Below are 25,699 nucleotides of genomic sequence, written 5' to 3'. Positions count from 1 at the left end.
TCGGTCTTCATCATTTCGCTCCCCGCAATAATTTCAGCACTTCCGCGCAATATCCTCTTCCTTTTTGATAAAGATAGTCTTGCCCGACCAGAGCTATATTTCGTTCAACTCGTCTTGGTCGCCAGATCCGGATCCAACGCCAGCTTCGGAGAAACGACTGGAACGGTCAGCATCGTGCTCACTAGCGACATGATCAACAACGCCGTAAAGGCATCATTCGAAATGATCCCCTTGTCCAGCAGGATATTCGCGAACACGATGGTGATTAGCGACTTGGTTTGTAGCAGCCAGCCGATGATCGACGCTTCGCCGTCGCCCCACTTCAAGATGCGGCCGGCAATATGCACGCCGATCAATTTGCCCAGCACTGCCGCTATCAGCAGCAAGCCGGCCACCACAAACACTGTCAAACCACCGATCGACCAATTCGTTTTCAAGCCAGTAATGAGAAAGAACACCGGCATCATCATCAACAGCACGTAATGCCGCAGCAGATCCATCTTCTTTTGATCGAACCAGCGCAGATCAATCACGGCGCCCGCCATGAATGCGCCGACCATGAAATGTAGCCCCGCCCATTCCGCGCTGAACGCAACAGTAGCCAGCCATATAATCGCCGCGAACCAGCGATCAACTTCCGATATGGCTGCCATGAGCTTACGGAAAAGAACAGTCACCACCCCAAAGCTCACCAGAAACAGCAACTGGGTTTTGAGTCGCTCGAGATCGAGCATGACCACCGCCAACACAGTCCAGATCAGAACATCGTCCAAACTGGCATAGCGCAGAACGCGCTGACCGATGGGCTGGCGGAGCAATTCCATCTTTTCCAAGAAAACGATCAGAATCGGCAACGCGGTGATCGAGCAAGACATGCCTATAGCGAGCGTGAATTGCCAGGTATGCGCCTGCACTCCGATCCAGCCCGGATGCTGCGCAAGAAGAAATCCCACAATGCACCCTAGCGAGAGGGGGACGCCAAGCGCGAGGCCTGCCGTAATGCCGCTCTCGCGCCGGTAGCGCCACACATTGCTAAGATCCAGTTCCAAGCCGGCCACGAATACGAAAATCATGACAGCCCAGGACGCTATGCCGTTCAAATTCTGAATCGTGACTTCACTGAAAACCTGTCTGTAATAGTCTTTGAAATACGCCCCCAACGCGCCGGGCCCAAGCACAATCCCGGTAACGATCTGCACCACTACCATCGGGGCGAAATAGTCGGTTCGAAAATAACGCCAGATCAGGAACGGAATACTGAATATGATCAGCATCGCGATCAAGAATGCTTCTGGCTGCGTGATATGAAATGTCACAACAAACTCCTGTCAGACACCGAAGTCCAAACGCTATAGCCCCCAGGTACGGCGCACCTCTCATCGGCACGCCGCACCTATTCAATTAGCAAGGGCCGATAAGCGCCTCCAAAGAACACCAGCGGCTTGCCTTCCGTATCGCTGGAAAATTTGTCGACGATGGCGATAAGGATGTCGTGATCGCCAGCCTCCATCCTTCCCCAACTGCAGCATTCGAAATGTGCCAGCGCTCCCTTGATAAAGGGCGCGCCGTTCCCGGAGCTCGAATAATCCTCCGGGCTCATCACATGGTCTCCCGCCCTCGCATACCGATGAGATATATGTGCCTGACGATCCGATAGCACGCTTATCGAGTAGCTTTCCAGATGTGAGAAAAGTGGATAGCACAGCGATTGCTTCTTGATGCTCCACTGAATCAGGGAAGGATCCAGTGACAGAGACGAAAAGGAATTGATCGTCATGCCGATCGGTGCACCCACGTCGTTGACAGCCGACACGACGCAAACCCCGGTCGTGAAACGGCCCAAAGCATTGCGATACTGCTTCTCCTCAAGGTCCATAGCGCCACCCTTCGTATCATCGTATTCGCACGTCTGCATGCCGCTTCCGGCATGCAACCCTTGCTCGGCAGAATTACCCGATCGCCGCAAGTTCCGCCGGCTCTTCGTCATACTCATACATGTGCATGACCCTTCTCGGATGCACACCGTGCATATCGGGATCGCCGTATTTGCGGAAGTTAAACGGCTTCATGTCTTCGCGAATGAACTTGGCGAGCGCCTCGGCATCATCCTGGCTCACCACGTCGAGCTTCGAGTACTCGATGACCTTGTTGTAGATCGCCTCGAACTTCTTGACGAATTCCTTATCGCCGGCGCTCAACAGAAGGTGGTTGAGGTCCATGGCCTTGCCCGCACCGCCCTTCTCCAGATAGCTCTCGGTACCCATGAAGCAGAAGAAGCAGTAGTTCTTGAAGATCTCGAAGTGCTTGAAGGTCTTGTACATGCCGTCCACCATCTTGGCGACATGGAAATATTCCGTCTTGATGGCTTTTTCGTAATCGAGCAGCAATTTTCGTTCGAAATGCTTCTTGGGGAACATCTGCGTGTGCAGGATGTCGACCAACCGGTGCACGGACATGAATGTTGCCGCCAGACCCGTGCTGAACCACGCATCCAGCCCGTAAGCGGATGCCGGCAACATCGCCCAGCGGTCTCCAGCCAGTTCCTTGTTGATAAACTGCAGCCGCTTGGTCTTGATAAACGGCATCAGGGTTTCGCGCCCTTTTAGCAGCTCCGAAACCATGGGGTACTTGTCGATGATTTCCCAGAATTCCGCGCTGGCTTCCTTATCGTTCATCGGATACAGATCAATGTCCAGATTGACGCCGACACTGGTCACCCCGTTGTCGAATGGAATGAACCATATCCAGCCACCATCGAAGCAATGATGCTGGGTCGCCCGCGATCTTGGCACCGGCGAACGATCCGCGTAGGCAGGATGCTTTTTGATGGTGTCGTCGAAGGCGCCGATATCCTTGAAATGGGTAAAGATGCACCGGCTCTTGAGCGGCGTATCCAAAGCGTCGCCTTCCAGCTTGAGATCGAATTTCCGGCCGATCACGGAATTGAATCCGGTGGCGTCGATCACAAAGTCTGTCACGACGGTATAGCTCACCTCGCCCTTCTTGCAGTCGAGTTCCGCGCATTCCTTCTTGAACACGATGTCTTCCACCGAGGTCTTGTCCGAGTACTCAACGCCATACTTGATGGCGATATGGACCATGCGCTCGTCTGAATAGGCACGGTTGTATTGCGCATCGACTTCCGGCGTCTGGACGATCACTTCCGGAAACGGACCGTATTGATCGGGAGTCGTCTGACCTTCCTTGTGCACAAAGTACTGGAACAATTCTTTTGGACCGCATACGACATCTTTCTGCGTAGCGATGATGCTGTCGTAGGTCGACATCTGGTCGATTTCGGGAATGTCGTACTTACGGCTGATGTACCGCATCTTCCTGCTCAGCGCCGGCGTGCCGGATTCCCCCAACGCAAATCGACGATGGGTCCCTCTCTCGATTAGCAGTACTTCGTAGCCGAGTTTTGCCAGCACCAAAGCACACGCGCTGCCGCCCATTCCACTGCCGATAACCGTGACATCATATTTCTTCATGACCAAGATCCTCGTGACGATTGGCTACACCGATCCGTCTCCGCCGCTTTGCGGCGGAGTTCCGTGATCGCGTAAATAGAGAGTCGGCTGCTACGCGGTCTGCGCTTGCGGCTCCAATTGATCGGCAGCGATCTTCCGGCCCTGCGACTCAAGCCTGCGCCGAAGAATTCCTGACAAAATACCGTCGTATACGCCAGCGCGGGCATCCAGCATGCGCATGGCAGCGGTGTAAGTCTTCTCGAAATCCGAACGAGAGCGGATATAGGGAAGGCCCGCGGCGAACCATCCATCACCGTGCGATTCATCCAATTCGCAATGCACTACGAAAAACTTGACCAGCTTCTCGCTCAATCCACGCTTGCGAAGATTCGCCAGAATCCTCCTCTGCTGCGCGGGAATCGTCAGCTCGAGTGCCCCCATGCCGCCCAGGCCATACTGCAGACCATCCGCGAACCAGCAAAGGTTCATCTTGGTATTGAGCAGATGATAGGTCTCCGGATTCCAGTCGTCCTCTCGCGCACCGCCGAAGTGCTCCATCAGCGGCTCGAACAGGTTGGGATGCGCCTGCTCAAAATCGCCTTGGCCGAATTCGTCGTGCAGGTTTTCGTACAGTTCCTCGCGCATCTTGAATGGCACAAACAGACTGTATGCAGCAACATGCAGATGGAAACGCTGCATGTTCACTCGATAGTTCGACAAAAAGTAGCGAATTTCCTCATCGCTTAAATCATTTTTGTCGAAATAGACAAACAATTCGTGGTCGGTGACACGATGCTCGTGAATTCGAGCCTTGAGCCATTCGATGAACTCTTCCGCGTCGACGATGTGCGCCGGAATATGCGCCTTGGGGGCCATTTCTTTTTCGACATTCTCAATTAGGGAGCGAATCTTCCATTCCAGCTCGCCTCGCGGGGTGCCCAAGGCAAAACCTTCCGACATCAACTTGATGTTGAGATGGAATAAGGTTTCCTGCAGCGCGCCCCACAGGGGAGATCTTTTATTGGAGAGAGCCTCCCTAACGATCCCGTCGACTTCGCCGATATATCCTAACGATCGCATCACGTCGAATTTTGCTTGCGGATAGCTGGCCAACTGTTTCATATATAGTCCTTAATAGAAATGAAATAGGGGGAGATAAGCAGCGATTTGACGTCAAACCACTCCCAGCTTAGCCGTCTGTCGCTTCATGACTTCGTCTTTCAATACGCCTTTAATGACTTTTCCCGTCGCTGTCTTCGGAATAACAGCCTCCAGCACAAGGCCGGGAACCTTGAAATCGGGGAGATTCTTCCTGCAATGATCCAAGATCGCCTGTTCATCGACTTCCGCATGGACAGCGCGCTCGTAAAATAAAATTATTATTGGCTTTTGCCCCTCGCCGTCCATGCCGACGACGGCCACGTCCTTGATGCCGGGGAGCTGGCTTGCTAAGTTTTCGATTTCAACTGATGAAATGTTTTCCCATCCATAGGGTGTTTCTACGTAGATCAAATCCTTCATGCGATCCTTTATTTCCAGATAACCATCCGGATGCACCACCGCCATGTCGCCGCTATGGAACCATCCATCCTTAAAGGCATTTTCCGTTGCACGCAGATTGTCGAAATAACCTTGCGCAACGGTGTTGCCAGCCATCAGCACCTCGCCCAGCGTTTCGCCATCCCATGCCACATCGCGCATGTTCTGATCGACAACCCGAAGACCGATGCCTGCATGAATCCCTGCGATACCCTGGCGTATACGCAGCTTCATTTGACGCTCCTGGGGTAGGTAATCCCATTCGTCGCGCGCCTCGCAAACGACAAAAGGTCCGCAGGTTTCATTCAAGCCGTACTGGTGAATTAGATCGACGCCTAGTCCCTTCATGGCTTTGATCAGGTGCGGTGTCGGGCTGGCGCCGCCGGTCAAGACCGTCACCCCGTGCAGTATCGACGCGTTGAACATCTCGTCCGTCAGATGGCGTACCAGCCGCGGCGAACCTGCAAGATGCGTAACATGATTCGACATAATGCCGTGCTTCAGCGAAGCCGGCGTCAGCTGGATCGCATGCTCGTCAACAATTTGCCTTGCACCCACAGCGACCGCGGCCCACATATGTCCCCAGCCATTGACGTGGAACATTGGTAGCGACCAGTAGTACACCGATGACGAAACCAGGTTCATCATCATCACTTCGCCCAAGGCATGCAGGTAGGCCGCGCGGTGGCTGTAAATCACCCCTTTCGGATCGCCCGTTGTTCCCGACGTGAAGTTGATGGCGATCGGATCGTTTTCCGAACGAATGTATCGATCGAGCGGGATAACGGAATCGTACCTATGCTGCTCGACGTCGAAACACCGCGATTTGGTGTCGATATCATTTGGTTCCGACGACGCGTCAAGCAACACCACGATGTGACTGGACAATTCCTTAAACAGCTCGCGATGCTGACGAACAAGTGAACCGCTCGCCAGGATCACGCGTGCTCCGCTGTAGAGAATCTGCTTGCGGATGTCCTGCGAGGGAAGCCACGGATTGAAGGAGACAATGATGCCGCCGACCGCAGGAATGGCGTAATGAGCTTCGATGGATCGCGTGGAATTATGGGTAAGAAGCCCCACCCGGTGACCATATTCGATACCCAGGCTTCGCAATAGCGCGGCCATGCGGCGGGCACGCAGCAACAGTTCTCCAAAACTGATATCGCCATTACCGGACGTCACTGCGACCTTATCTGATAGATAACGGCCGCATCGCTCCAGGAATGTAACCGGAGTCAAATTCACAAAGGAGTGCGTATTCTTCACGTCGTTTCCTCTCGATCCATCAAATAGAAAAAACTCTTCGAATAGCGATTATTCGGTGCTATCTAGGTAATTTTCCGGCGATCGTCCTTACGCCTTCCGCGGCGCATGCTTCATCCTTATCGCCACCGGGAGCACCGCCGACACCCAGCGCAGCGACGATCGCGCCATTCGCCTTAATCGCGACCGCTCCGGGCAATAAAGCGATGTTGGGGATGGTTAAAAAGGACGGCTCGCTCGGCTTTCCGTTGAAGGCGGCGGCAGCCTGGGAGCTGGTGTCAAATTTAAACACCGGCCCCAGCGTCACGACCGTATAAGCCTTGCGGAACGCGGTGTCCTTGGTGTGAACCGTGCTGCCGTCGCTCCTCAACAGGACGCGCATCTCACCGCTCATATCGACCACAGCGGCACCAACGTGATATCCGCGCGCTGCGCAATATTCAACCGCCCCTTGCGCCGCTTGCAACGCAAGATTCAACGGGAGCTCATATTGCTGCTGTGCATGTACTTCGCCACCGAGCGCACATAGGGCTACCGCCAACCATACCAATCGATTCATTTGCCACCTCTAAAAAATAACGGCTTATTTGACGAGCAATGACATCTTATGAAGAGCATGACGATGGAACAGACCGCTACGCGCTTAAAACGGATCCGTACTTGCATCGATCGATTCGATAAATTTCACCAACACAGCCTGTGCTTTGGGATCGAATAGCGAATCCGTTTGTGCCGACAATCCGGCACTGCGATGATTGACATCGGAAACAACACATCTCAGCGTTTCGCAGGCTCCGTTGTGGTAATACGGCTGTAGGTTGTAAGTCCCCAGGATGGACGAGACGCTGTAGCCCGATCCCTTGCCGTCGCCGTTGAAATCGAAGCCAAGTGCCTTCAGCCCGCCCGAATCCGTCTCGACACCGCCAATCGCCGGATAGCCTTCGATTGCATTGCCGGAACCGGTGACGTTCAAGTTGTACGAATTGATACTTTTCAAGTATCGGTACAGGAACTGCGATTGATTGGCGCCAGTGGACGCGGCCTCCGTCTCGATATCGCTATCAGCCGGCGGTGAGATGAAATCCTTGGAACTTGCGCTCCACTTACCACTGGAATGACAACTGCTGCATCTGGCGCGCTGAAAAAGTTGCCGGCCCGCGGCGATATCCGCTTCGTCGACACCGCCAGCCGGATCGCCGCCGCGCATCAACAACTCCTGCTTCGTCAGCGGGCGGCTGGGAGTACGAATGCCGTAATGCTGCCATTCTTTCATTGCATCCAGTCCCGGCACTTCGACCGTGCTGCCCGGCAACTCCACCGTCGGCTGGGGTCGGCCCGCATTCGGCACCGTGAAAGCCGTCATGATGCACGGAGCTTCGGCAAAGTCGTGCCACTGGCCGATGACTAATCCATGGTCGGGATCGATCGTGCTTTCGGTAACGGACGGATAACCCGGCGTCACCACGCAAGGCAAAGCTTCGGTCAACGGACCGGGACCCGAGACATTCCGCGTGTTGAAGTCGGCGTCCTGCACTTCGTCGAAGATCGCCGAAGCGTCGATGATGCGCTGATCAAGCGGATTTCTTGGATTAAATGTGCCATTGAGAGCCAGGGTTTTTCGCGGGCCGGTATTGAATTGCCAGATCACTCCATCAGTCAGTCCTACCGGATGGCAGCTCGCGCAGCTCTGCCGCCCTTTCTCGGACATGCGATTCCTGCTTGATCCAATTCCTGAGGGATTGACGAAGTTGCCGCGCGAAGAAAAGAACAACTCCGCGCCGACCAGTATTTTCTCGGCTTCCGAACCCGGCGTCGGCAGGCTTTCTGTTTGAATAACCTTAACGACTTTGTCGGCATCGAGATCGACCACCGACACATTGCGCGAGACATAATTCAGCACGTAGGCAAGACGGCCCGCTTTATTGATTACCAGGCCGATCGGATTCTTGCCAGCATTCTCGCCGCTGGTTGCCAGCACATCTGGATCATTGAGATCGACATAACGGGTGGTTGTGCCATTGACGGTAAAGCCAAGCGCACCGTTATCGAGCACTCGCAGCTTCACTAGCAGATCGCTGCCGCCGGAAGCCACATAGGCATAGCCGCCACCGCTCTGCGTGGTAAAGGCAATCGCATCCAGGTTGGCGAAATAAAGCTCTTGCTTGCCGGACTCGGGAACCCTGCCACCCAAGTGAAGATTAAGGTCGCCAGCGTCGCCAGGCTTGCCTTCAACGTTATCAATCGCGTTAACGAAAGCCTGCGTGTCGGTCTTATAATACAAAGGACCTGAAGGAGACGCCGCAATATTGGGAAGATATGCGGCCTGTCCACGTATCACGATGCTGTGCAGCTGATTAGGGAACGCGTAGGTAGCATTCCCTTTCGTATCAAGAAAGCCGCTGTTCTGTGGCGCCATGCGGACGACCACCGGATTTGCCAACGCAGTCGCCGCTGTGCTCCAGGTGTCCATGCTTAGTCGGCATACGACGCCCTCTTTCCCCATATCGTCGCGCTGCACGCCACCGGTGGAGGTGAACGATAGGTAGCGCGTAACTAACAGATAGCGGCTGTCCCCTGTGATGGCCAGCGCACCCGGCTGAAAGTGCCTTTCATGATTGGGTTGATTGCACGCACTGTTTCTCAGGTCGTAAGTACCCAGGATGCGTTGGTCTTTGGCATCGATCCAGGTGATGGTGTCTTGGCTGCGGTTTGCGACCAACACTCTTTTGCCGTCGGGCGAGACCACGACGCTTCTCGGTTCCGACCCGGTTGTCAGTCTGCCGTCCTGAGCTGCGCTCCGATCCAACGCAGCGAAAAATCGATTCGGGTCGGCATTAATCACTTTGATCACGGAAATCGTGCCATCGGCAGCGTTGGCCACATAGGCGTATCGTCCATCAGGCGATACGGCTACGCTCCTAGGGTCCCTGCCTACCGCAATTGTTGCAATCACTCGCTGGGTGTCGGTACGAACGACTGTTACGCTATCGAAGTCCGGATTCACCGACCACAGAAACAAGTCGTCCGAACTAAGTGCTATCGGACTCGAATAACTCGACTTCAAGCCACCGAGGTCAGTTGAGCGGGAGCTCTGTGCATAAGCCGAAAACACCATCGCATGCAACGCAACGCCTAACAACAGCAACGCATAGCGGCTGACTTTATGCACAACACTCATATATGCGTGAAACATATGGCCAATCCCTTTAAGCCGAATAAGTTTTAAATGCCTGTATATCATCCAGCGAGCCCCTCCCGCCATGCATGGCAATACGTGCCTGCGCCTTGCGCAACCATCACCGCGGTGTTCGGCTTTTATATAGCCCCCACAAACCCTCAGCTTCGGACGAAGTCGTCATTATTCCGAATGACTATCAATCCCTGCCTCGAATAACCAAAAAATTCCGCGCGCCATCTGCGAATCATGCTGCCATGATCCGTATTATTAAGATTTACATATGAAACGACACAAACATCACCGGTTACTAATATGTTACTGCCGGATCAGCTAGGCAACTTACATAAATATGCTACTCAAAAAGCATTACAGATTAATAAAAAAAAGAAACGATTTGGATTGCATTACATAATTCTCGATGTTACGATCGAATTACATGAAACGCATCAGTTCACTATTTCAAATAGAGCACACCTACAGAGTGCTTAAGATGCAGCCTATGGCGCATAGAACGAGGCTTACCGCTCTTCAGCAACCATTTTTCGAACGCAATAAAAGCACCACCATTACAATGAATGGGCAAATCCAACAAATCCATCCCCGTCGATGGCCATTGAAGCCATCCACTAATTTTCCATAGCAACATAACTATCGTTATCCGATCTTACATAACGATAGTTATGCTGTCAACAATATCTACGACTGAATCTACAGCGATTTGCAAGCCATGGATTATAGAGACGAACAAAAGAAGTTGACGCGTCAGCGCATTGTGGACGCCGCAGGTCGCGGTTTTCGCAGAGGCGGCTACGGCGGCATCGGCGTGGATGGGCTGGCGAAAGAAGCTGGCATGACCTCCGGTGCGTTCTACGTACACTTCGATTCGAAGAAAGCGGCATTCCGGGAATCGATGCTCTTGGGGATCGCCGAGTTGCACGATGGCGTGAAATATCTGCAAGCCGAGCACGGTGCCGCGTGGTGGCCCGAGTTCGTGCGCTACTACCTGAGCGTCAAGCGCACCTGCGACCTTTCTGATAGCTGCGCCTTGCAAAGCTTGCCGCCGGAAGTCGCCCGACTAGACGACTCGCTGCGCGAGGAATTCGAAGCCGGCCTGCGCCGCATTGCCAAGACCATCGTGGAAGGCCCTTCGTCACCGATGACACCTGCAGACGAAGATGCTGCTTGCGCGGCCCTGGCCTTGCTCACCGGCGCCGTCACTCTGGCTCGCGCCGTTGCCAGCGAGGATCTAGCCGAAAAGATCGCGCAAGGCGCTCTGCGCGTATTGCTGCCGACATCGGCAAAGAAGAAAATAGTGGCGGCGAAGAAGAAAAAGAAATAATCGACTCGCTGCTTTTATCCTTAAGTATTGCGCCTGCGTAAGCTGGGTTACCCGGACTTGATCTGGGGTAACCCAGCATCCAAAGCTAAGCCCTCGCTGTGCAGTTCAGCATCCACTGCACGCCAAATTTATCGGTGAATTTTCCGTAATAGTCACCCCAGGGCTGCACCGCCAGCGCTGTCGTGACATTGCCTCCTTCCGACAAGCTATTGAAAAGAAGCTCCGTTTGCGCCCGATTTTCGAGCATGAAGATCATGGCTGAGCCCCTCATAGGCTCGGCATCGTCATTGTCCGAGGCAAATAAATTGACGCCCTGCCCCTTAAATTGGGCATGCATGATTTTTCCGCGCATCGCTTCCGTTCGCACCGGCATGCCGTTCTCGCCATGGCGGACCATGGAGACGACCTTGCCCATACCGCACTCGGTATAGAACCGCAGTGCTTCTTCGCAGTGCACCGTAAAAAATAGATAGTTTGAAAGTTGCATCGCCGCCTCCGTTTACAAATACACCGCAAACTCGTTATTTAGGAACGGCTGCATCTTGTTCGACGTCTCAAGCCATTCCCGGTACGGATCGCTGCGTTTGACGATACCGCTGCCCGCGTAAACGCGCACTTCATCGCCGGTCATTCTCGCTGTGCGAATAGCCAGCGCAAAATTGGCGTCATCACCTAAAGTGAAAAAGCCAAAGCCACCGGTAAAGAAACCGCGCTCGATCTGTTCGTGACTGCGTATGCGCGCTCCACTCAGTAGCACGGGTTTCCCCCAGATCGTCGCCGGTGGATAAATCGCGGCCAGCAAATGAAACACGTTGATGTCAGGTCTAAGCTGACCAGTTATGGTGCTTTTGAGATGCTGCACATAACCAAGATCGAGGACGCCTCGCGATTCAAGCTGCTCGATTGACTCGGGAATGCATACGCTACTCAAATTATCGTAGAACATGCGTGCCGCGGTCTCGTGCTCCTCGATTTCCTTACCATCGCTAAGCAGCTCGTTACGATAGCGCTCGCTCTTGTCCTTGAAGTTAGAGCCTTTTCGCGTACCCGCCAACGGTTCCACCACAACTTTTTCGCGCTGCTTCTTTACCAGCATTTCGGGCGAAACCCCGACCCATGCATCGCCACCGGACCATCGAAAGACGTATTCGTAATGAGCAGTTTTCTTCCCTGAGGCAGCCATCTGCAACAGCTCGACAGGCGAAAGCTCGGATTGGTGGAACAGCCTCACCTCGCGGCAGATCACCACCTTGTCTAACGCTTCCTGCGAGAGCTCGCCTATAAGATCTACCAGGTTATCGATGTACTCCCTGCACTCGGGTATGTCCCTGCGACGACTCACCCTAAGCTGGCTACTGGGCGATATGTCGCGCGGGAGGTCGACGATAGCTCCACCGGGATACGGACATTCCTTGCTGTCGAAAAAACTGAATTGACACTCTTCGGCACTCACCCGGCACGTTATGCGCGGTATGGTGAAGATCAGCGGCTCCTCCAGGTTTTCCGGGTGAGTGCCGCATCGCCATCCGCCAAGCAGAACGGTTGAAGGCGGCAATCGATGATGCCCTGAGAGAAAGGAACGCAGTTCGTCGATAAAGCTCGCCGCATGGCGAAACACTTCCTCGTGCAAATCGCCGCCGTCGAGCCGATAGGTAGATTCACGCTCGACGACATCCCGATGCATGAGCCGCATGCGAAGCGTGCTGCCCTCCTTGTGCGTCTCGACCTGGAACTCACTGCCCACCCCGATGATCGAGAGCGTTTCTTCTGGCGATACATAACTGAATAAGCCAAGGAATTCGTTTGACAGGCCCGGGTACAGAATCTCAAACCGTTGCGCGATGGCTGCGCCGACGACACCTGTCGCCAGGTCCGGATGTGGATTGTTGAAAGTTTGGTGCTGCAGCGTAGTCACTGAATGCCCCTGTACGCACGCGCCAGATCGCTACAGACATGAAGTACCTGGAGGAAATCGAGCCGCGAAGCACGCGATGCAACACCTTTTTCATGTTGTATTTGCGTGGCATGTTCAATTTCCAGCCGCAGGCCAGCCAACACACTGCCCTCGTCGGCGTGCAGCAGCCCAGTATGTTCGACCTCCGCGATGACATCGTCTATCAGCGGGCAGGTCTCGTCATGTCGGTCCACCGAATTTGCCCACCATGGATCGCACATCCATACCGCCGGCGCCGCCGCTTCTCGCAGCACCTGTATTAGATGTCTCAACCCGCTCAATTGCCTCCCAAGGCTTGTCACCAGCACGATCTTGCCCGGTTCCCGGGTAGGATTGAGTTGCATGTAGATGTCGAGAAGCTGTGCTGCCGAAAGTTGCGGACCAACACGTATCCCTATCGGGTTGAGCACGCCCCGCAGAAATTCCAGATAGCTGCTACCCGAAAAGAGATTGATGCTCTCGAGCCACAGCAAATGCGCGCTGGAGGCGTAAAATCCATCAGCGATGCTGCCACGACGGACCAGCGCCTCCTCGAAGTGCAGGTTCGCACCTTCGTGTGAGATGTACGGCTTGAATCTACCGTGGCGAATCGCCCTCAATGCGTGCAGCGAAGCCTCGTAGGCCATCAGCATGCGGTTGGCGTTCGGGCTGCGTCCGCGCGGATCTGGCGAAACTTCATTCACCATGTCCCCGTAGTAACTCGTCATCGTGATGCCGTCGATGACTTCAGTCGGGTGCACGCAAGATCGCGCATAATTGCCGGCAAGCACACCGATTGGCAGCACCGGCATGTCGAGCATGATGGTCAGATACTTGTGCACCGATTCAAGGTTCTTCACCTGTTCGCGCACGAGACCGGAACCGACATCCTCGAAACACTCCTCGGCATTGCCAAGCTGAAGGACAAACACCTGACCCTCTGCCGCCGCTCGCAGCTCGACCTTAAGCGCGTGCACTTCCGCCGCGTCCACTAGGCCCGGCAGGCGCGACAAGCTCGTCACGACCGTGGCGAGGTTCTCCTCCTGCGGGTATGAGGGCATATGCTTCGGTTCCTTGTCACGCCACCCGTTCGGAAGCCATCGGCCGTGTTCCTGCGACTCATGACTATTCATATCCTTTCGCCCGTATGGAGAAGAGTAAAGAGTGGATCGCGTGTTAGGTCGGATCGATCAGAAGGTGGCGCCGCCGTCGACAACGAGGTCATGCAAGGTGATGTGATTCGCCTCGTCGGAAAGCAGAAACGCGACAGCCTTGGCGATATCCTCAGGTTCTGCAATCTTTCGCAAAGGGATACCTGTTCGATACAAATTCTGGTCGCCGTCAATCAGCTTGCGGTGCCGCTCATCCGGATGCCCAGCCATCGCTGCCAGCATGGCCGTATTGGTCGAGCCAGGAGAAACAACGTTGCAGCGGATACCGTGCTTGCCAAGTTCAAGACCCATGCATTTAGTAAGCATCGCGACGGCAGCTTTCGATGCGCAGTACGCCGACATGTTTATACGCGGTGTCGCAGCTGCATTGGACGCAATGGTGACGACTACGCCGCCTCCTCGCAAAATCATCCGGCGGGTGACGCTATGCGATACGAAAAACGTACCATGCACATTGATGTTGAATGTATCGGCCCATTCCTTTTCCGTTACGGCCTCGAAGGAACGCGTAAACAGCACGCCGGCGCCATTGACTAGGCCATCAATCGGGCGCTTGCTTTCGATATGGTCCACAGCTGCATCGACGCTATCCCTTTGTGAGATATCAACTGCAACAGCCTCCATGACGGGGCCGGCCTTATTCATCTCGATGGATAGCTGTGTCAGTCGCTCTCGATGGATATCCAATGCGTAAACAAACGCTCCCTCATCAATCAGCTGGCGGGTCACAGCTTCGCCAATACCCTGCGCAGCGCCGGTCACGGCGATCGTTTTCCCTGCGAATCGTTGTCGCATTGACCGCCCCTATTTTTATCCCGCACCTTTGGGCGACGATTCGCCGCAACTGATTCGTTTAGCTTTCACAAAACTTCCCAGCGAAGCCAATGTTCATTACTTGGGATGACGGCAAAAATAACCAATGTCCGTTTTAAATACGAACATTAAATGTGCCAAATAATCGTCGCCATCAAAAAAATGATATTTCAGGATGTTACATAACGATCGCTATGCAGTCAACTCGAACACCACATCAGCCGACGACAAAACACGTCCCGAGCAATGCGCAACGTGCCGCAACGCCATCTCATGATGATTCAACGAAAAATCGCCTAGTGCGTCCGAAACGAAGAATGGTTTGATATCCGCCATAAATGCATCCGTCGCGGTAACCAGGCAACCGATGTGCGCATATACGCCGCAAATGATGAGCTGGGTGCGCTGGTGTTTCCGTAACCGATCCAGTAAATCGCTCCGAGCAAAAGCGCTGTAGCGATGCTTTACCAGCACCTGATCTTTCCCTTCAACAGGCGCTAGCCCGCGCACAATCGCCTGCGCCTCGCCTTCGCTCGGCATCCCAGCACCCCAGAAATCCAACAGCAGTCCCCTGCTTTCCATGGCTTGTCCGCCGGGCTGCGCGGTATAGAAAGTGGGAATTCCAAGCCGATGGCATGCCTGCCTAATGACATTGATGTTCATCACGATCCGGTTGACGAAATCGGTCGACTCGTAGGGCTTTAGAAAATAATTCTGCATATCATGGACTAGCAACGCTGCATTGTTTGCGTCCACTTTCCATGGAAGTGGCGTACGAGCAAGCGCAACATCGGTAGGTAGCTCGTAATGCTTGATCTTGGGAATAGCCATCCGTGCCCTCGTTTTCTTGAATTTCGCTCTTTCAATCAGATTGAATTATTTTTGACCTATAAACGAACTTGTCCGCATATTTTGATATAAGGCATATCCATCATTAACCAGTCACCTTGGCGAAAACCATGGCATCAACCATCGCTCTGCAGAAATCCGAACTTATCGACAAAGCACATGCGTCGATGGAGCAAGTGTTTGTCGATCAAACATGGACCCTGCGTCAAAAATTGGCCTTGACCTGTCGCATTCTGTTCGATGCCGGCCACAGCTCGTCACTGTCCGGACAAGTCAGTGCCCGCGCCGTGCCTAACGGCACGTTCTATACCCAGCAGTTCGGCCTGGGACTTGATGAGATACGTGAATCGAATCTTGTTCACGTCAACGAAGACCTCGAAGTGATCGACGGCAGGGGCATGGCAAATCCAGCTAACCGGTTTCATGCCTGGATCTATCGGCACCGAGCGGATACACGCTGCATCGTCCACACGCATTCCCCACACGTCTCGGCGCTATCGATGTTGGAGACTCCTCTGGTGGTGTCGCACATGGATTTCTGCCCGCTTTACGATGATTGCGCATTCCTGTCGTCCTGGCCTGGTGTGCCGGTCGGAAACGAAGAAGGTGAAATCATCACGCTCGCACTCGACAACAAACACGCGGTACTGCTTGCCCATCATGGTTACCTGGTTGCGGGAAGAACCATCGAAGAAGCATGCATTCTTGCCCTTCTGATCGAGCGCGCCGCTAAAGCCCAGCTACTCGCCATGGCCGCAGGAGAAATCAAACACCTTGCGCCGGAGCTCGCATTGGAAGCCAGGACCTGGATGACCACTGAGAAACGCTATGCGGCAACCTTTGCCTATTACGTCCGCGCTGCCCTGCGCCATCACGCCGACTGTTTGACCTAGATCACAGCCCCCTGCCCGTGGGCGGCGCTCCGCCCACGGGGCCTGAAGCATTGCAAAACACACGCACAACTTCAGCTACTTTCGTTGATCACTCATCAATACATCGATCGATGCTTGCATAACCCTCCTAGCTAAAGTTATCGGAGCATTCCGCTTCGGTGGATAAGAACAACCCACAAAATAGGAATATCCATCCGGCTCATCACGAGCGGCTGCGCTCAACGTTGGGGAGGAACATCAACCTCGGTCGTAGCGATAGTCGTAAGACCGTGATTGTTAGAAGCGATATAGGTAATCGTGTAGTACTGCTCAGTACCGCTCTTATTCGAGAAATCAAGATCAAAGCTGTAATCCGCTTCGCCGATATGCGCGTTCCGCACCGACTTGTTGATGTCGACATTCTTGTCCGAAGAAACAATGGACATCAATTCGGCATGCGACGACGGATCGCTGTAGTCCTTGAGATGGTGCTCGATGAAAACGTGCCTGAAGTCGTGCATAGCGCTAAGTGAACTGCTCCCCGCCACGTGGGAAAACACATTGAAGATCGGACGCGGCGTAAAGGTCAGTCCCCTAGCCTCCGACAATCCATCCGGATTTCCGTCCGCGATGATGCCCAGGAATTTACCGGTGACACGGTCGTACTCCATGACCTGGTTAGTACCGGTGCTGACTACATACAAATTGCTGTTGGGGCCACCGAAGCGAATCGCGTGCGGATCGACAATGCCGCCGTATCCAGGCGGAACGAATATATCCATGAAGGCCAGGGTCTTGCCATTGAAACGCAGTACTGCGTTGGTCCCCGCGCTCCCTACATATAGATTACCGTCGGGACCGAACTCCAATCCAATCGGTTGAACCAGATCGCTGGGATTCGGAGGTGCGATCGCACCGAGAAATTTCTTGGTCTGCAGGTCATAGTGCAGGACGCTGTTGGTGCCGCCGCTGGCCATATACATGGATGTCTGATCGAACGTTTGCATGAAGGGCTGGGTTAGGCCACCGTCCGCTTGATCGTGAGTGGCGAAGACATCGATGAACTTGCCATCGCTGTCGTAGCGCAATATCTGATTTAAGGTCGAGTCGCCAACGTACACCTTGTTATCTGGTCCGAAATTCGGGGCCGAAGGTGAGATCAGCCCACCGTTGCCCTTGTCGATGTACACACCTTTATACGCACCGCTATACCCATCAAAACGCAGCACCTGCCCCGATCCGGATGCAGAGAGGAACAGGTCGCCGCGAAAGCCGATCTGCGATGCGACCGGTCCGGATACAGCGGCAATCACGCCGAGAAACTTGCCGGTATCCTCATTGAACGACATGACTTGGTTGCTACCAAAGCTGCTAATGAAATAGGTCGCATAAGGGTCATTGGAGTCATTGCAATAGCCTGCTTGAGGAACTATGCAAGCTCCCAGCAAAGCCGTGGCTATCAACAGCGAAAAGGCTTTCCGCCCGGGGCTGGCCACAAATCCTTCAACATGTGAAGCAACTCGGGAAAACATAAACATCACCTCCTGTGTGGGAAAAAGTTTGTCTGTTTTTCGCAAGAGCGGCTGCGACGCATCAGCTCGCTGGGCCAGCCCCTTTCAGCTTTCGGCCGTACTTGTCTACGTTAGGCAACACTTGCCCATGCGTGACTTGATGTCTCGCATAACGCTCATTTCAATGTGCCCCCACTTGCGTTATCTTTCTAGAAGATAACGATAGTTATTTGACTATAGATAACGATTTACATCTAGTCAATAGAAAATGTGCATTAAAAATCGGATTGGCGCGCAAGATTAAAAAATCGACGTTTAGATCGTGACAATTGATGATTCGAGAGCTTTTGGCCATATCACTGTAATGTGGATATGCCTTCACGCCATCGAATAAAACAACATCTGGTAGATCAGATGGATGTTGTGATACGCATCACATGGCTTGTATACGAAATATTTACACCTGTCGCATATTTTGCGGCATTCAAAAACAGATTACGGAACATTTCAATAAGGTGGACGTGACTGTATCCATCGTTTTTCAAGCACAAAAAAGTATCAAATTGCAGTCCATTAGAGGAAGCCACAGGAGGATCCATGCGAACTACTTATAATCATCAAACTCTCTTCACTCGCAATATGTCTGGACTGAAGACGCGCCGACTGCCCGCACAAACGCTATTGCTCGTCGCGATGTTATGCGTGACATTACTCTTTGATGCGAGATTTTCGCATGCTTCGGAAGTAGCCGCGGTCCAGCCGATCACTCGCTCAATACTTGAACGACGGCCGATACTCGGCACTAATCTGGAACGGGAAGTCATCCTCGTCGCCTTTCAACCGGGGGTGATCGCGCCGCCGCATCACCATACCGATGCAGGCTTCAACTACGTCATCGAAGGCACGGCTGAATCGGGTTACGGCAACGAAACACCCAAGCTCTATCATGCCGGCGAAACGTTCCTGGATCAGGCCGATGTGCCGCACACTGTTTTCATGAACCCCGACAAAAACAAAGTGCTACGGTTTCTGATCGTGGCCAGCGTCCAGGCTGATAAGCCTTACACCATAGTGCCCTAGCCGAAGATTTCGGGCTAACTGATTTCGCAAACCAAAAGCCCGTGACTGGCGTTGCCACGGGCTCAGCAAAAGATGATGCTTGTGTTGCCGCTAGTCGGAGCTCAGGCACTTATTGCCAGAGCATCGCCCCCTGACTGCTGTGGAGGAACACCGACTTCCGTCGTGTTGGGCTAAGGAACCGTGTAATCGCTGAGACGAATCCGTATTTTATTAGCATCGAATATTTGTATTAGCTACTATCCATTCCGCCAAAGTGCTTTACAACGGTTAGCTGGACTTTAAAGCTGATAAATAATTAGACGAAGCCCTACAAAAATTCACACCTCAGCTAGGGATTGAGCATTGGAACAACTTGCTAACTAGCGAAAGGCCTCATACATGGGGCCTTTCGCTAGATGCTTGCAACTTATTAGGCGGCCGGAGCGCCACTCGTCAGCTGTGCATTGGTCAACGCGTGACCAGCAATGCCCCACGCCCCATCCACGGCATGTACGACATTCACCCAGATACGATCCTTAGGTTGTTTACCCTTGGACGCCTCATGGACGATATCGGTGGCTTCTTCGATATAGCCCTGCTGGATTTCACGGGTCGCAAAGGCAAACCCCGGAACTTTCCATTCGATAAACACTACCGGGCCTTCCATCGACCCAGAGAACGTATGGTCCTTGGGCACCACGTGGATCGAACCGACGATATTGCGCTTCAGATCCAAATTTTCAGACTGTCCATGCCACTTGAGCATGCAATCAGAGAGACGGGAAAACGTTGCCTTTTCGGTTCCTTTCGGCAGAACGCCTTCGGTGAGGGTCAGTGTGAGCGGCATGGGAGTCTCCCGATAGTAGTTAGGGACACACACAATGCGTGACCCTCACGAGCGCATACATAACGATCGTGATTTCATCATAAATAACGATCGTTATTTAGTCAACTAACGGCTGGGACGTGATTCAGGTGCAGGCCGACACAACTCTACAGTCTCGGCCTTGCTATCAAGCGTCTCCTGCTCTGTCGTGTTGAAACGACGAAGCCTGCTGGCGATGATCTGATCTCGAACATGGTGCGTCTCACATCAAGGAGAAACGCCCCGAGAGTAACCGTGTGATTTTACTTAGGGTAGGCCTTTTGGAGGCAATAGGGAGGATCTTGGCTACTGACACGGTTAAGGGAGCTCGGCAGCATGCTCCGACCTAGGGGCAAAGAAGCCACGCATAAAACGCATGTACTCTGCTTCGGATGTTTCACGCCGCGCCGTGATGAAGGGTTTGATGTCATCGGTCAGTACGTAGCGCAACTGATCGGATTCATCCGTGGCGGCATTAAAAATGCCTGCGGCAACCTTCTCCACCGCGTCCTCGTCGGCACCGTTCCTGAAGCCGCTGTAGATCCTGCCCATGTCTACGAGGAAGGCATCGTAGTCATCCGGTGTAGTCGAGTGCTGGGCTTCAGAGCCGCTGCGTGACGGGAATCCGGTGCTTGGCGCCGCACCGGGTTCGACGATCTTTACCATCACGTTGACCGCGGCCAATTCGTAGGAGAGCGCCTCGGAAAAACCTTCCAATGCGAACTTCGACGCGTTGTAGAGCGAGGCCATCGGCAAGCCGAACACCCCGACGCCTGAGCTGACATTGAGGATTACACCCGAACGTTTGGCACGGTAATGCGGCAGGATCGCGCGGACAACATCCATCGCGCCGAACACGTTCACCTCGAACTGCTCCAGCACCTTGGCGCGGGGGATACCTTCGAACACGGCATTCATACCAAAGCCTGCGTTGTTCACCACCACGTCGATGCGGCCGAAACGCGCGATGCCTTCTTCGATCGCGGCTGAAATGCTGGATTGATCCTGCACGTCCAGGCGCGTTACCAGCACTCTTTCGAGTCTGGCTAGGTCGGCGCCGGCCTCAGGCCGGCGCATGGTGGCGATCACATTCCAGCCGCGGTCGGCAAAGACACGGGCTGTCGCCTCGCCAAAGCCAGAGGAACAACCAGTGATCAGTACGGTGCGGGTCATGCTCATGCTCCTGAAAATAAGATTCAAACTTCAGGCTACGCGCCGCGCGTTGATATTAGAACCCGTACAATGTGATACAAGATGATGAGAATTACCGTACAGTGAACACCTTCGGCCTGCACGAGTTCACGGCAGTGAACGCTGTCGCCATCCATCGCAGCTTCCGCAGCGCTGCCGCGAGCCTAGAAGTATCCCCATCTTCGCTGAGCCACATTGTTGCCAGCGTCGAGCGGCGACTCGGCATTCGGCTATTTCAACGAAATACTCGTAACGTTTCCCTTACCGAAGCAGGCGAAGCTTTTCTTTCGCGCATGCGGCCGGCGTTGCGCGAGATGACTGATGCCATCGATAGCGTGAATCAGTTTCGCGATAAACCCACTGGGCAGCTACGACTCAACTCGTCGGCATGGGCGGCTGGCCGGGTGTTGCCGATCATTCTCGACTTCATGCACGAGTATCCTGATGTGAAAGTGGATGTGGTGGCTGACGGACGATTGATCGACATCGTCGCCGAGGGCTTCGATGCCGGCCTACGACTGGCCGAGGCGGTACCGCAGGACATGATCGCGTTACCGTTGGGTGGCGATGAGGCGCTGATCATCGTTGCCGCACCGGCTTATCTGAAGAAACACGGTAAACCGAAGGCGCCCGCTGACTTGCTGGCGCACGACTGTATCTGCGCGCGTTTACCTAGCGGAAGCATGATGCGATGGGAAGTACAGAAGGCTGGTGAACAAAGCTGGGTGAATGTCAGTGGTCGACTCATTCTAGGCACCGCCGAACTCACACTCAAAGCAGCCGTGGCGGGCGCAGGTATCGCATACGTTTTGGCGCGCGATGCCGAGCCACTGGTCAAGGCAGGCAAACTCGTGCAACTACTCGCAGACTGGACACCTCCGTTTGCCGGCATCTGCCTGTACTACCCGCGGCAGCATCTCCCGACTGCCACGTTTCGCGCGTTCGTCGATTTCCTTAAATCACATCCAGCAAGGGAACATATCGGCAAACAACAGGATCGGCGTCGCCGTGCAATCAGTGGCTGAATTGACGCGCTTGTCCGCCCCCGTCCTGAAATACGTGCGGCGCGGACTGGGCTTTTGGCGGTTCGATTTGAGTGATTACGAGTGCCGCATGAGCGCCACCACCGAAAAGGCACAAGCGACGCTTACCGACTTGCAAAATAGCGTGAATGCGTCGATTAAATGAAGGTCGACGATCAGCCAGACAGAGACAAGAACCAGCGCACCACGACAGACTGATGACCATCGCTAGACTGTCGCGACCGAGCTACGAGATTGACTGGCAAGGAATGTGACACATCAGTGTTTCACTCCATTGAGGATCGAAGATCCAGCCCGCCCTAGCCCCGATAACACTGGCTAATCGTCTTGCCCTAGCGAACTTGTGCCCCTGGAATCGGACGTCGCGCACATGTCCAGCGTTAGGGGGCAAAGTGTCCGTGTTATCGGGGTAGAACGCCTCTCCAATAAGTAGCTGGCTGTGATCAAGCGCTGGCCGTCTTGCGCATTAAACTTGCGCAAGCCACTATGCGGCCTGACACGGGGAAGCCCTATGAATTATCTTGAGCTGCATCACTTCTTGCCGCATCTCAACGAGATCTTTGCGGCCACCCGTAATAGTGAATCACTGTCCTTCGTGTTGGTGGAAGCAAAGCCGCTAGGCACGTCATCAACTTCCCGTCAGCCCTTTAGTCTCCTGTTCTTTTGTGAGGGAACGGAAGTTATGCCACAAAGCATTTACCAGCTAAGGCATTCCAGCATTGGCGAGTTCGGAGTCTTCCTCGTGCCTATCGACCGGAATGCGAAGGGAGTGGTCTATCAGGCGGTCTTCAACTGATCCGCTGACCAGCGCATGGCCAGGTGCGAAGAATTTTCGCCCTCGTCGTCGACCACCACGAAACCCAATCGTTCGTAGAGGCTACGTGCACCGGCATTGCGCCGATCCACATGCAAGCTCATGGCTAGCCCAAGCGAGGCGGCAGTGGATTGAGCGTGCGTGATCAACGCACTGGCAATTCCCCGGCCCCGGGCCGCTTCGACCAGCGCGATGTCGATGATGAGGAATCCGGGCGGTTCGCGCAGCAGGTATAGCCGTCCGATCGGTTCGCCCTGACGCTCGATCAGCAGAAAATCCGCGTTAGCGAAAAAGCCGACGTAATGGCGATGCTGCAAGTCGAACTGGTCGTCCAGAAACTTCTGCTTGAACTCGGCCGGCCATGGCACGGGCGCCAGTTCGGCGGCGCGCGTCTGCGCGTAGAGCATGCGCAGGAATGGAATATCAGCATCCACAATGGGACGCAAGGTGATAGCGCGCACACCAAGTTCCGCCGACGCGCGCAGCCTATCGCCACGCGCGTCTGGGAATGAAGGTAGCGCCACGCCGTTCAACCGAAGCTTGGGAATACGCCCTGCAAAGCGATGCAGTAGTTCAACGCGAGATAAGGCTGGCGATTTTCATGTGGCTGTCCGCCGCCGGTCACACCGATCGTTATCGGCGCAAAGCTGGTATTGGGCGTTACGCCGCTTACGAACGGGTTTACATTTTCCGGCGGTATCGGTGCGTAATTCGCAGCGGGCGACGCACTTCGCTTGGTCGTATCGGGTTGATTGAATACATTCAAGCTATGGATATGCGAAGGGATGGTGGTCTGGGTGAGCGTCACCCCATTTTCCCCGAAAGTCTCGCCGGCAGTGCGCGGACTCAAGCCCGGCCCCGTGCCCTGGCTGCATGGCGCTCGCGCGATGAGATTGGGCAGATTGAAGGTGGTTGTTCCGTTGCCGCCGTAGTAGGTTCCTATCAGCGAGAACAGCGCACTGAACTGCCTGATCTGCAAGGTCGCACCGTTGCACAACGCCCATCCCACAGGCGCGAAGTTGAATGCAAACAACTGGATTTCGCCCAAATAAGGTTCGGTCACATCGTTCTCCTCAAGATTTTAGCATCGCGGCGGTTCGATCCATGTGTTCGATTCAACCCTGCGACGGGTAAATGCCGGCCCAGGCAATACAGAACGATGCGGTCAACGTCGGCATCGTATTGTCGTGCGGCAGGTTGCCACCGGTTGCGCTGATTGCCGTGGGAGACATGCCGTATGCATGAGCGCCAGTGAGGTCTTTGGCATACATGAGATCGCCGCTGACCGTACCCAACTCAACGCTGCTCGACAGCGCGTTCGTCGTACCCAGCGAGGTCGTCGCCATAAAGGTATGACTGTGTGACGGTAGATTAGGCGATAGCAGCGTCACGTTCTCAGTACCGCTGGATTCGCCGAGAGCGCGTGGTGTCAGACCAGCCCCCCTTCCCATATCTATCGGAAGCCGCCCGCGCAGATCGGGAACGGCGAACGTATTAATGCCGTCACCACCAAAAGTGGTTCCCAGCAAGGTGTAAAGCGCCTCGTATTCCGCAATGGGCTTGAGGCTGCCATCGCAGGCAAACCAGCCGCTTGGAATACGTGGGAAAGCGAACAGCCGGATTTCTCCGAGATAAGGCGTGCTCATGGTTTGGCTCCAGTGCGAACTTGGATGCGGAAACGTGTCAATTACGCGACGGGAAAATGCCGTTCAACGCGATATTGAAATTAAGTACGCAATAAGGCTGCATGTTCGCGTGTGGCGTATTGCCACCCGTGAGCCCGATCGTCTGGCCGTTCAGCGGTACCTGCGGTCCCGAGGACGGCGCATAGATCGATTCCGATCCGCTACCGGCGTACAACGCGTTCGTTGGATTCTTGACCGCGCCGGCATTGGTCGAGCCGAGCGCTGTATGTGTATGCGGCGGAAGATTTGGCGACAGCAGCGTGACCGTTTCGACGCCGCCAAGCTCGCCCTGCACATACGGCGTAGGCTGCCAGGCGGGATCGACGGAACTCCCCGCGCCTACCGGCGTTCGCCCCTGCAGATTGGGCAATGCGAAGGTGGTTCGGCCATCGCCGCCATATTGCGTTCCCAGCAATGAGAACAGTGCCTGATTTTGACTAATGGGCAATAGTTGCCCGTTGCAGGCCGCAAAGCCGCGAGGCACTAAACCGAACCCCGCGAGCATAATTTGCCCGAGATAGACCTGAGCCATTGATATTCCCCCCTGTAGGATGCGCTTCCCCGGCGCGGCGCTAAATGTGCTCCAGGCTTGTCGCACTTACAAGGACATTTTTTCTTGCGTAAAAAGCAAGTTTCGTAAATATTTACAGGCACTGTTATTTGTGCCAATTCCCTGCTTCAATAGACTGGGGAATAACGAAAGCTGGAAGGCTTGTCGCGGGTCGAGGCAGGGAGCGCTCGACTACCAAGGTCTCCCGGACTCGTTACTGCAGTGACATCGCAATGATGTCAAACGCTGTAGAAAACAGGGAACCGGGGCCAATATGTTGAATCGTTTGTTTGAGCGCGCCATGGCGCGTGCAGGCAGGTTCTCCCATCTTCGATTGAAGATGAGTAGGTATCGTCCATCCAGTTTGCTTGCGCGTCTGACGATGCTGTTGCTGATTGCTTGCGGCCCGTTGTGGCCAGACCTAGCGCACGCCGGCGGGCCAAGCACCGAATGTCCGCCGACGCAGACGCAGACCGTGGCAGCCGGCGGCACCTTTACGGTCAGCCTTATCAGTTGCTCCCAATTGGGCCTGGATGGCCTTCCCGTACCT

At 54.4% G+C, this 25,699-nt stretch carries 24 protein-coding genes; 5 read left to right on the top strand and 19 right to left on the bottom strand.

The window, feature by feature from the left end; translation table 11 throughout:
- Window positions 1-104: 104 nt before the first annotated feature.
- The 7 genes from HDE79_RS19085 to HDE79_RS19055 form a co-directional block, all read right to left on the bottom strand.
- On the bottom strand, window positions 105-1,316 hold the full coding sequence (locus HDE79_RS19085) for a cation:proton antiporter (RefSeq protein ID WP_343206005.1): 1,212 nt from the start codon (window positions 1,314-1,316) through the stop codon (window positions 105-107).
- Window positions 1,317-1,393: 77 nt separating this feature from the next.
- Window positions 1,394-1,915, bottom strand: coding sequence for a flavin reductase family protein (locus HDE79_RS19080; RefSeq protein WP_184604406.1), 522 nt, complete (start codon window positions 1,913-1,915; stop codon window positions 1,394-1,396).
- A gap of 34 nt (window positions 1,916-1,949) precedes the next feature.
- Window positions 1,950-3,491 (bottom strand): tryptophan 7-halogenase, encoded by a 1,542-nt coding sequence (locus HDE79_RS19075; protein WP_184604405.1) that lies wholly within the window; start codon window positions 3,489-3,491, stop codon window positions 1,950-1,952.
- A gap of 90 nt (window positions 3,492-3,581) precedes the next feature.
- On the bottom strand, window positions 3,582-4,592 hold the full coding sequence (locus tag HDE79_RS19070) for an iron-containing redox enzyme family protein (RefSeq protein ID WP_184604403.1): 1,011 nt from the start codon (window positions 4,590-4,592) through the stop codon (window positions 3,582-3,584).
- Between the two features lie 51 nt (window positions 4,593-4,643).
- Window positions 4,644-6,278, bottom strand: a complete 1,635-nt coding sequence (locus HDE79_RS19065) for an AMP-binding protein (RefSeq protein WP_184604401.1) — start codon at window positions 6,276-6,278, stop codon at window positions 4,644-4,646.
- Window positions 6,279-6,336: 58 nt separating this feature from the next.
- Complete coding sequence (locus HDE79_RS19060; protein ID WP_184604399.1) at window positions 6,337-6,834, bottom strand: heme-binding protein; 498 nt, start codon at window positions 6,832-6,834, stop codon at window positions 6,337-6,339.
- Window positions 6,835-6,918: 84 nt separating this feature from the next.
- Window positions 6,919-9,468: a beta-propeller fold lactonase family protein gene (locus tag HDE79_RS19055; RefSeq protein ID WP_184604397.1), complete on the bottom strand. Its 2,550-nt coding sequence runs from the start codon at window positions 9,466-9,468 to the stop codon at window positions 6,919-6,921.
- A 712-nt stretch (window positions 9,469-10,180) separates the two neighbouring features.
- Between HDE79_RS19055 and HDE79_RS19050 the strand changes: the two genes are divergently transcribed.
- A complete protein-coding gene (locus tag HDE79_RS19050) occupies window positions 10,181-10,792 on the top strand; it encodes a TetR/AcrR family transcriptional regulator (RefSeq protein WP_184604395.1) in 612 nt (203 codons plus the stop codon).
- Between the two features lie 85 nt (window positions 10,793-10,877).
- Here HDE79_RS19050 and HDE79_RS19045 read toward each other — a convergent pair whose 3' ends face one another.
- The 5 genes from HDE79_RS19045 to HDE79_RS19025 form a co-directional block, all read right to left on the bottom strand.
- Complete coding sequence (locus HDE79_RS19045; RefSeq protein WP_184604393.1) at window positions 10,878-11,279, bottom strand: VOC family protein; 402 nt, start codon at window positions 11,277-11,279, stop codon at window positions 10,878-10,880.
- 12 nt (window positions 11,280-11,291) lie between these two features.
- Window positions 11,292-12,707 (bottom strand): chorismate-binding protein, encoded by a 1,416-nt coding sequence (locus tag HDE79_RS19040; protein WP_184604391.1) that lies wholly within the window; start codon window positions 12,705-12,707, stop codon window positions 11,292-11,294.
- Window positions 12,704-13,858, bottom strand: coding sequence for a 3-deoxy-7-phosphoheptulonate synthase (locus HDE79_RS19035; RefSeq protein ID WP_255483878.1), 1,155 nt, complete (start codon window positions 13,856-13,858; stop codon window positions 12,704-12,706). Before HDE79_RS19035 ends, HDE79_RS19040 begins: the two co-directional genes overlap by 4 nt.
- Window positions 13,859-13,915: 57 nt before the next feature.
- The gene (locus tag HDE79_RS19030) at window positions 13,916-14,692 is read right to left on the bottom strand and encodes a 2,3-dihydro-2,3-dihydroxybenzoate dehydrogenase (protein WP_184604387.1); all 777 of its coding nucleotides are present in this window, start codon (window positions 14,690-14,692) and stop codon (window positions 13,916-13,918) included.
- A gap of 210 nt (window positions 14,693-14,902) precedes the next feature.
- Window positions 14,903-15,541, bottom strand: coding sequence for an isochorismatase family protein (locus tag HDE79_RS19025; protein ID WP_184604385.1), 639 nt, complete (start codon window positions 15,539-15,541; stop codon window positions 14,903-14,905).
- A 128-nt stretch (window positions 15,542-15,669) separates the two neighbouring features.
- Between HDE79_RS19025 and HDE79_RS19020 the strand changes: the two genes are divergently transcribed.
- Window positions 15,670-16,452, top strand: a complete 783-nt coding sequence (locus HDE79_RS19020; protein WP_184604384.1) for an aldolase — start codon at window positions 15,670-15,672, stop codon at window positions 16,450-16,452.
- A gap of 218 nt (window positions 16,453-16,670) precedes the next feature.
- On the opposite strand, the gene HDE79_RS19015 is transcribed toward HDE79_RS19020, so the two are convergent.
- The gene (locus tag HDE79_RS19015; protein ID WP_221437674.1) at window positions 16,671-17,969 is read right to left on the bottom strand and encodes a hypothetical protein; all 1,299 of its coding nucleotides are present in this window, start codon (window positions 17,967-17,969) and stop codon (window positions 16,671-16,673) included.
- A 570-nt stretch (window positions 17,970-18,539) separates the two neighbouring features.
- On the opposite strand from HDE79_RS19015, the gene HDE79_RS19010 reads away from it, so the two are divergent.
- A complete protein-coding gene (locus HDE79_RS19010) occupies window positions 18,540-19,022 on the top strand; it encodes a cupin domain-containing protein (RefSeq protein ID WP_184604381.1) in 483 nt (160 codons plus the stop codon).
- A 409-nt stretch (window positions 19,023-19,431) separates the two neighbouring features.
- Here HDE79_RS19010 and HDE79_RS19005 read toward each other — a convergent pair whose 3' ends face one another.
- Together HDE79_RS19005 and HDE79_RS19000 are read right to left on the bottom strand one after the other, a co-directional pair.
- Window positions 19,432-19,848 (bottom strand): 4-oxalocrotonate tautomerase, encoded by a 417-nt coding sequence (locus tag HDE79_RS19005; RefSeq protein ID WP_179476494.1) that lies wholly within the window; start codon window positions 19,846-19,848, stop codon window positions 19,432-19,434.
- A gap of 336 nt (window positions 19,849-20,184) precedes the next feature.
- Complete coding sequence (locus HDE79_RS19000) at window positions 20,185-21,039, bottom strand: SDR family oxidoreductase (RefSeq protein WP_184604379.1); 855 nt, start codon at window positions 21,037-21,039, stop codon at window positions 20,185-20,187.
- Between the two features lie 101 nt (window positions 21,040-21,140).
- Between HDE79_RS19000 and HDE79_RS18995 the strand changes: the two genes are divergently transcribed.
- Both HDE79_RS18995 and HDE79_RS18990 read left to right on the top strand, forming a co-directional pair.
- A complete protein-coding gene (locus HDE79_RS18995; RefSeq protein WP_184604377.1) occupies window positions 21,141-22,082 on the top strand; it encodes a LysR family transcriptional regulator in 942 nt (313 codons plus the stop codon).
- A 529-nt stretch (window positions 22,083-22,611) separates the two neighbouring features.
- A complete protein-coding gene (locus tag HDE79_RS18990; protein ID WP_184604375.1) occupies window positions 22,612-22,896 on the top strand; it encodes a hypothetical protein in 285 nt (94 codons plus the stop codon).
- On the opposite strand, the gene HDE79_RS18985 is transcribed toward HDE79_RS18990, so the two are convergent.
- From HDE79_RS18985 to HDE79_RS18970, 4 genes are all read right to left on the bottom strand, one after another.
- Window positions 22,878-23,375, bottom strand: a complete 498-nt coding sequence (locus tag HDE79_RS18985) for a GNAT family N-acetyltransferase (RefSeq protein WP_343206004.1) — start codon at window positions 23,373-23,375, stop codon at window positions 22,878-22,880. The two genes, HDE79_RS18990 and HDE79_RS18985, sit on opposite strands and share 19 nt — an antisense overlap.
- Window positions 23,376-23,443: 68 nt before the next feature.
- On the bottom strand, window positions 23,444-23,977 hold the full coding sequence (locus HDE79_RS18980; RefSeq protein ID WP_184604374.1) for a tail fiber protein: 534 nt from the start codon (window positions 23,975-23,977) through the stop codon (window positions 23,444-23,446).
- A gap of 52 nt (window positions 23,978-24,029) precedes the next feature.
- On the bottom strand, window positions 24,030-24,560 hold the full coding sequence (locus HDE79_RS18975; protein WP_184604372.1) for a tail fiber protein: 531 nt from the start codon (window positions 24,558-24,560) through the stop codon (window positions 24,030-24,032).
- Between the two features lie 37 nt (window positions 24,561-24,597).
- Complete coding sequence (locus tag HDE79_RS18970; protein WP_184604370.1) at window positions 24,598-25,131, bottom strand: tail fiber protein; 534 nt, start codon at window positions 25,129-25,131, stop codon at window positions 24,598-24,600.
- Window positions 25,132-25,699 lie beyond the last annotated feature (568 nt).

The sequence above is a fragment of the Rhodanobacter sp. MP1X3 genome (genome assembly GCF_014207165.1).
In the GTDB taxonomy this organism is placed as follows: domain Bacteria; phylum Pseudomonadota; class Gammaproteobacteria; order Xanthomonadales; family Rhodanobacteraceae; genus Rhodanobacter.
This window is presented reverse-complemented; position numbering and strand designations above follow the sequence as displayed.

Excerpts from the sequence above, each read along its gene's own strand:
- HDE79_RS19075 (WP_184604405.1), bottom strand. The coding sequence starts at position 3,491 with ATGAAGAAATATGATGTCACGGTTATCGGCAGTGGAATGGGCGGCAGC.
- HDE79_RS19035 (WP_255483878.1), bottom strand. The coding sequence starts at position 13,858 with ATGAATAGTCATGAGTCGCAGGAACACGGCCGATGGCTTCCGAACGGG.
- HDE79_RS18975 (WP_184604372.1), bottom strand. The coding sequence starts at position 24,560 with ATGAGCACGCCTTATCTCGGAGAAATCCGGCTGTTCGCTTTCCCACGT.
- HDE79_RS19050 (WP_184604395.1), top strand. The coding sequence starts at position 10,181 with ATGGATTATAGAGACGAACAAAAGAAGTTGACGCGTCAGCGCATTGTG.
- HDE79_RS19025 (WP_184604385.1), bottom strand. The coding sequence starts at position 15,541 with ATGGCTATTCCCAAGATCAAGCATTACGAGCTACCTACCGATGTTGCG.
- HDE79_RS19055 (WP_184604397.1), bottom strand. The coding sequence starts at position 9,468 with ATGTTTCACGCATATATGAGTGTTGTGCATAAAGTCAGCCGCTATGCG.
- HDE79_RS19045 (WP_184604393.1), bottom strand. The coding sequence starts at position 11,279 with ATGCAACTTTCAAACTATCTATTTTTTACGGTGCACTGCGAAGAAGCA.
- HDE79_RS19005 (WP_179476494.1), bottom strand. The coding sequence starts at position 19,848 with ATGCCGCTCACACTGACCCTCACCGAAGGCGTTCTGCCGAAAGGAACC.
- HDE79_RS19030 (WP_184604387.1), bottom strand. The coding sequence starts at position 14,692 with ATGCGACAACGATTCGCAGGGAAAACGATCGCCGTGACCGGCGCTGCG.
- HDE79_RS18990 (WP_184604375.1), top strand. The coding sequence starts at position 22,612 with ATGAATTATCTTGAGCTGCATCACTTCTTGCCGCATCTCAACGAGATC.
- HDE79_RS19060 (WP_184604399.1), bottom strand. The coding sequence starts at position 6,834 with ATGAATCGATTGGTATGGTTGGCGGTAGCCCTATGTGCGCTCGGTGGC.
- HDE79_RS19070 (WP_184604403.1), bottom strand. The coding sequence starts at position 4,592 with ATGAAACAGTTGGCCAGCTATCCGCAAGCAAAATTCGACGTGATGCGA.
- HDE79_RS18970 (WP_184604370.1), bottom strand. The coding sequence starts at position 25,131 with ATGGCTCAGGTCTATCTCGGGCAAATTATGCTCGCGGGGTTCGGTTTA.
- HDE79_RS19080 (WP_184604406.1), bottom strand. The coding sequence starts at position 1,915 with ATGCAGACGTGCGAATACGATGATACGAAGGGTGGCGCTATGGACCTT.
- HDE79_RS19000 (WP_184604379.1), bottom strand. The coding sequence starts at position 21,039 with ATGACCCGCACCGTACTGATCACTGGTTGTTCCTCTGGCTTTGGCGAG.
- HDE79_RS19020 (WP_184604384.1), top strand. The coding sequence starts at position 15,670 with ATGGCATCAACCATCGCTCTGCAGAAATCCGAACTTATCGACAAAGCA.
- HDE79_RS19010 (WP_184604381.1), top strand. The coding sequence starts at position 18,540 with ATGCGAACTACTTATAATCATCAAACTCTCTTCACTCGCAATATGTCT.
- HDE79_RS19015 (WP_221437674.1), bottom strand. The coding sequence starts at position 17,969 with ATGTTTATGTTTTCCCGAGTTGCTTCACATGTTGAAGGATTTGTGGCC.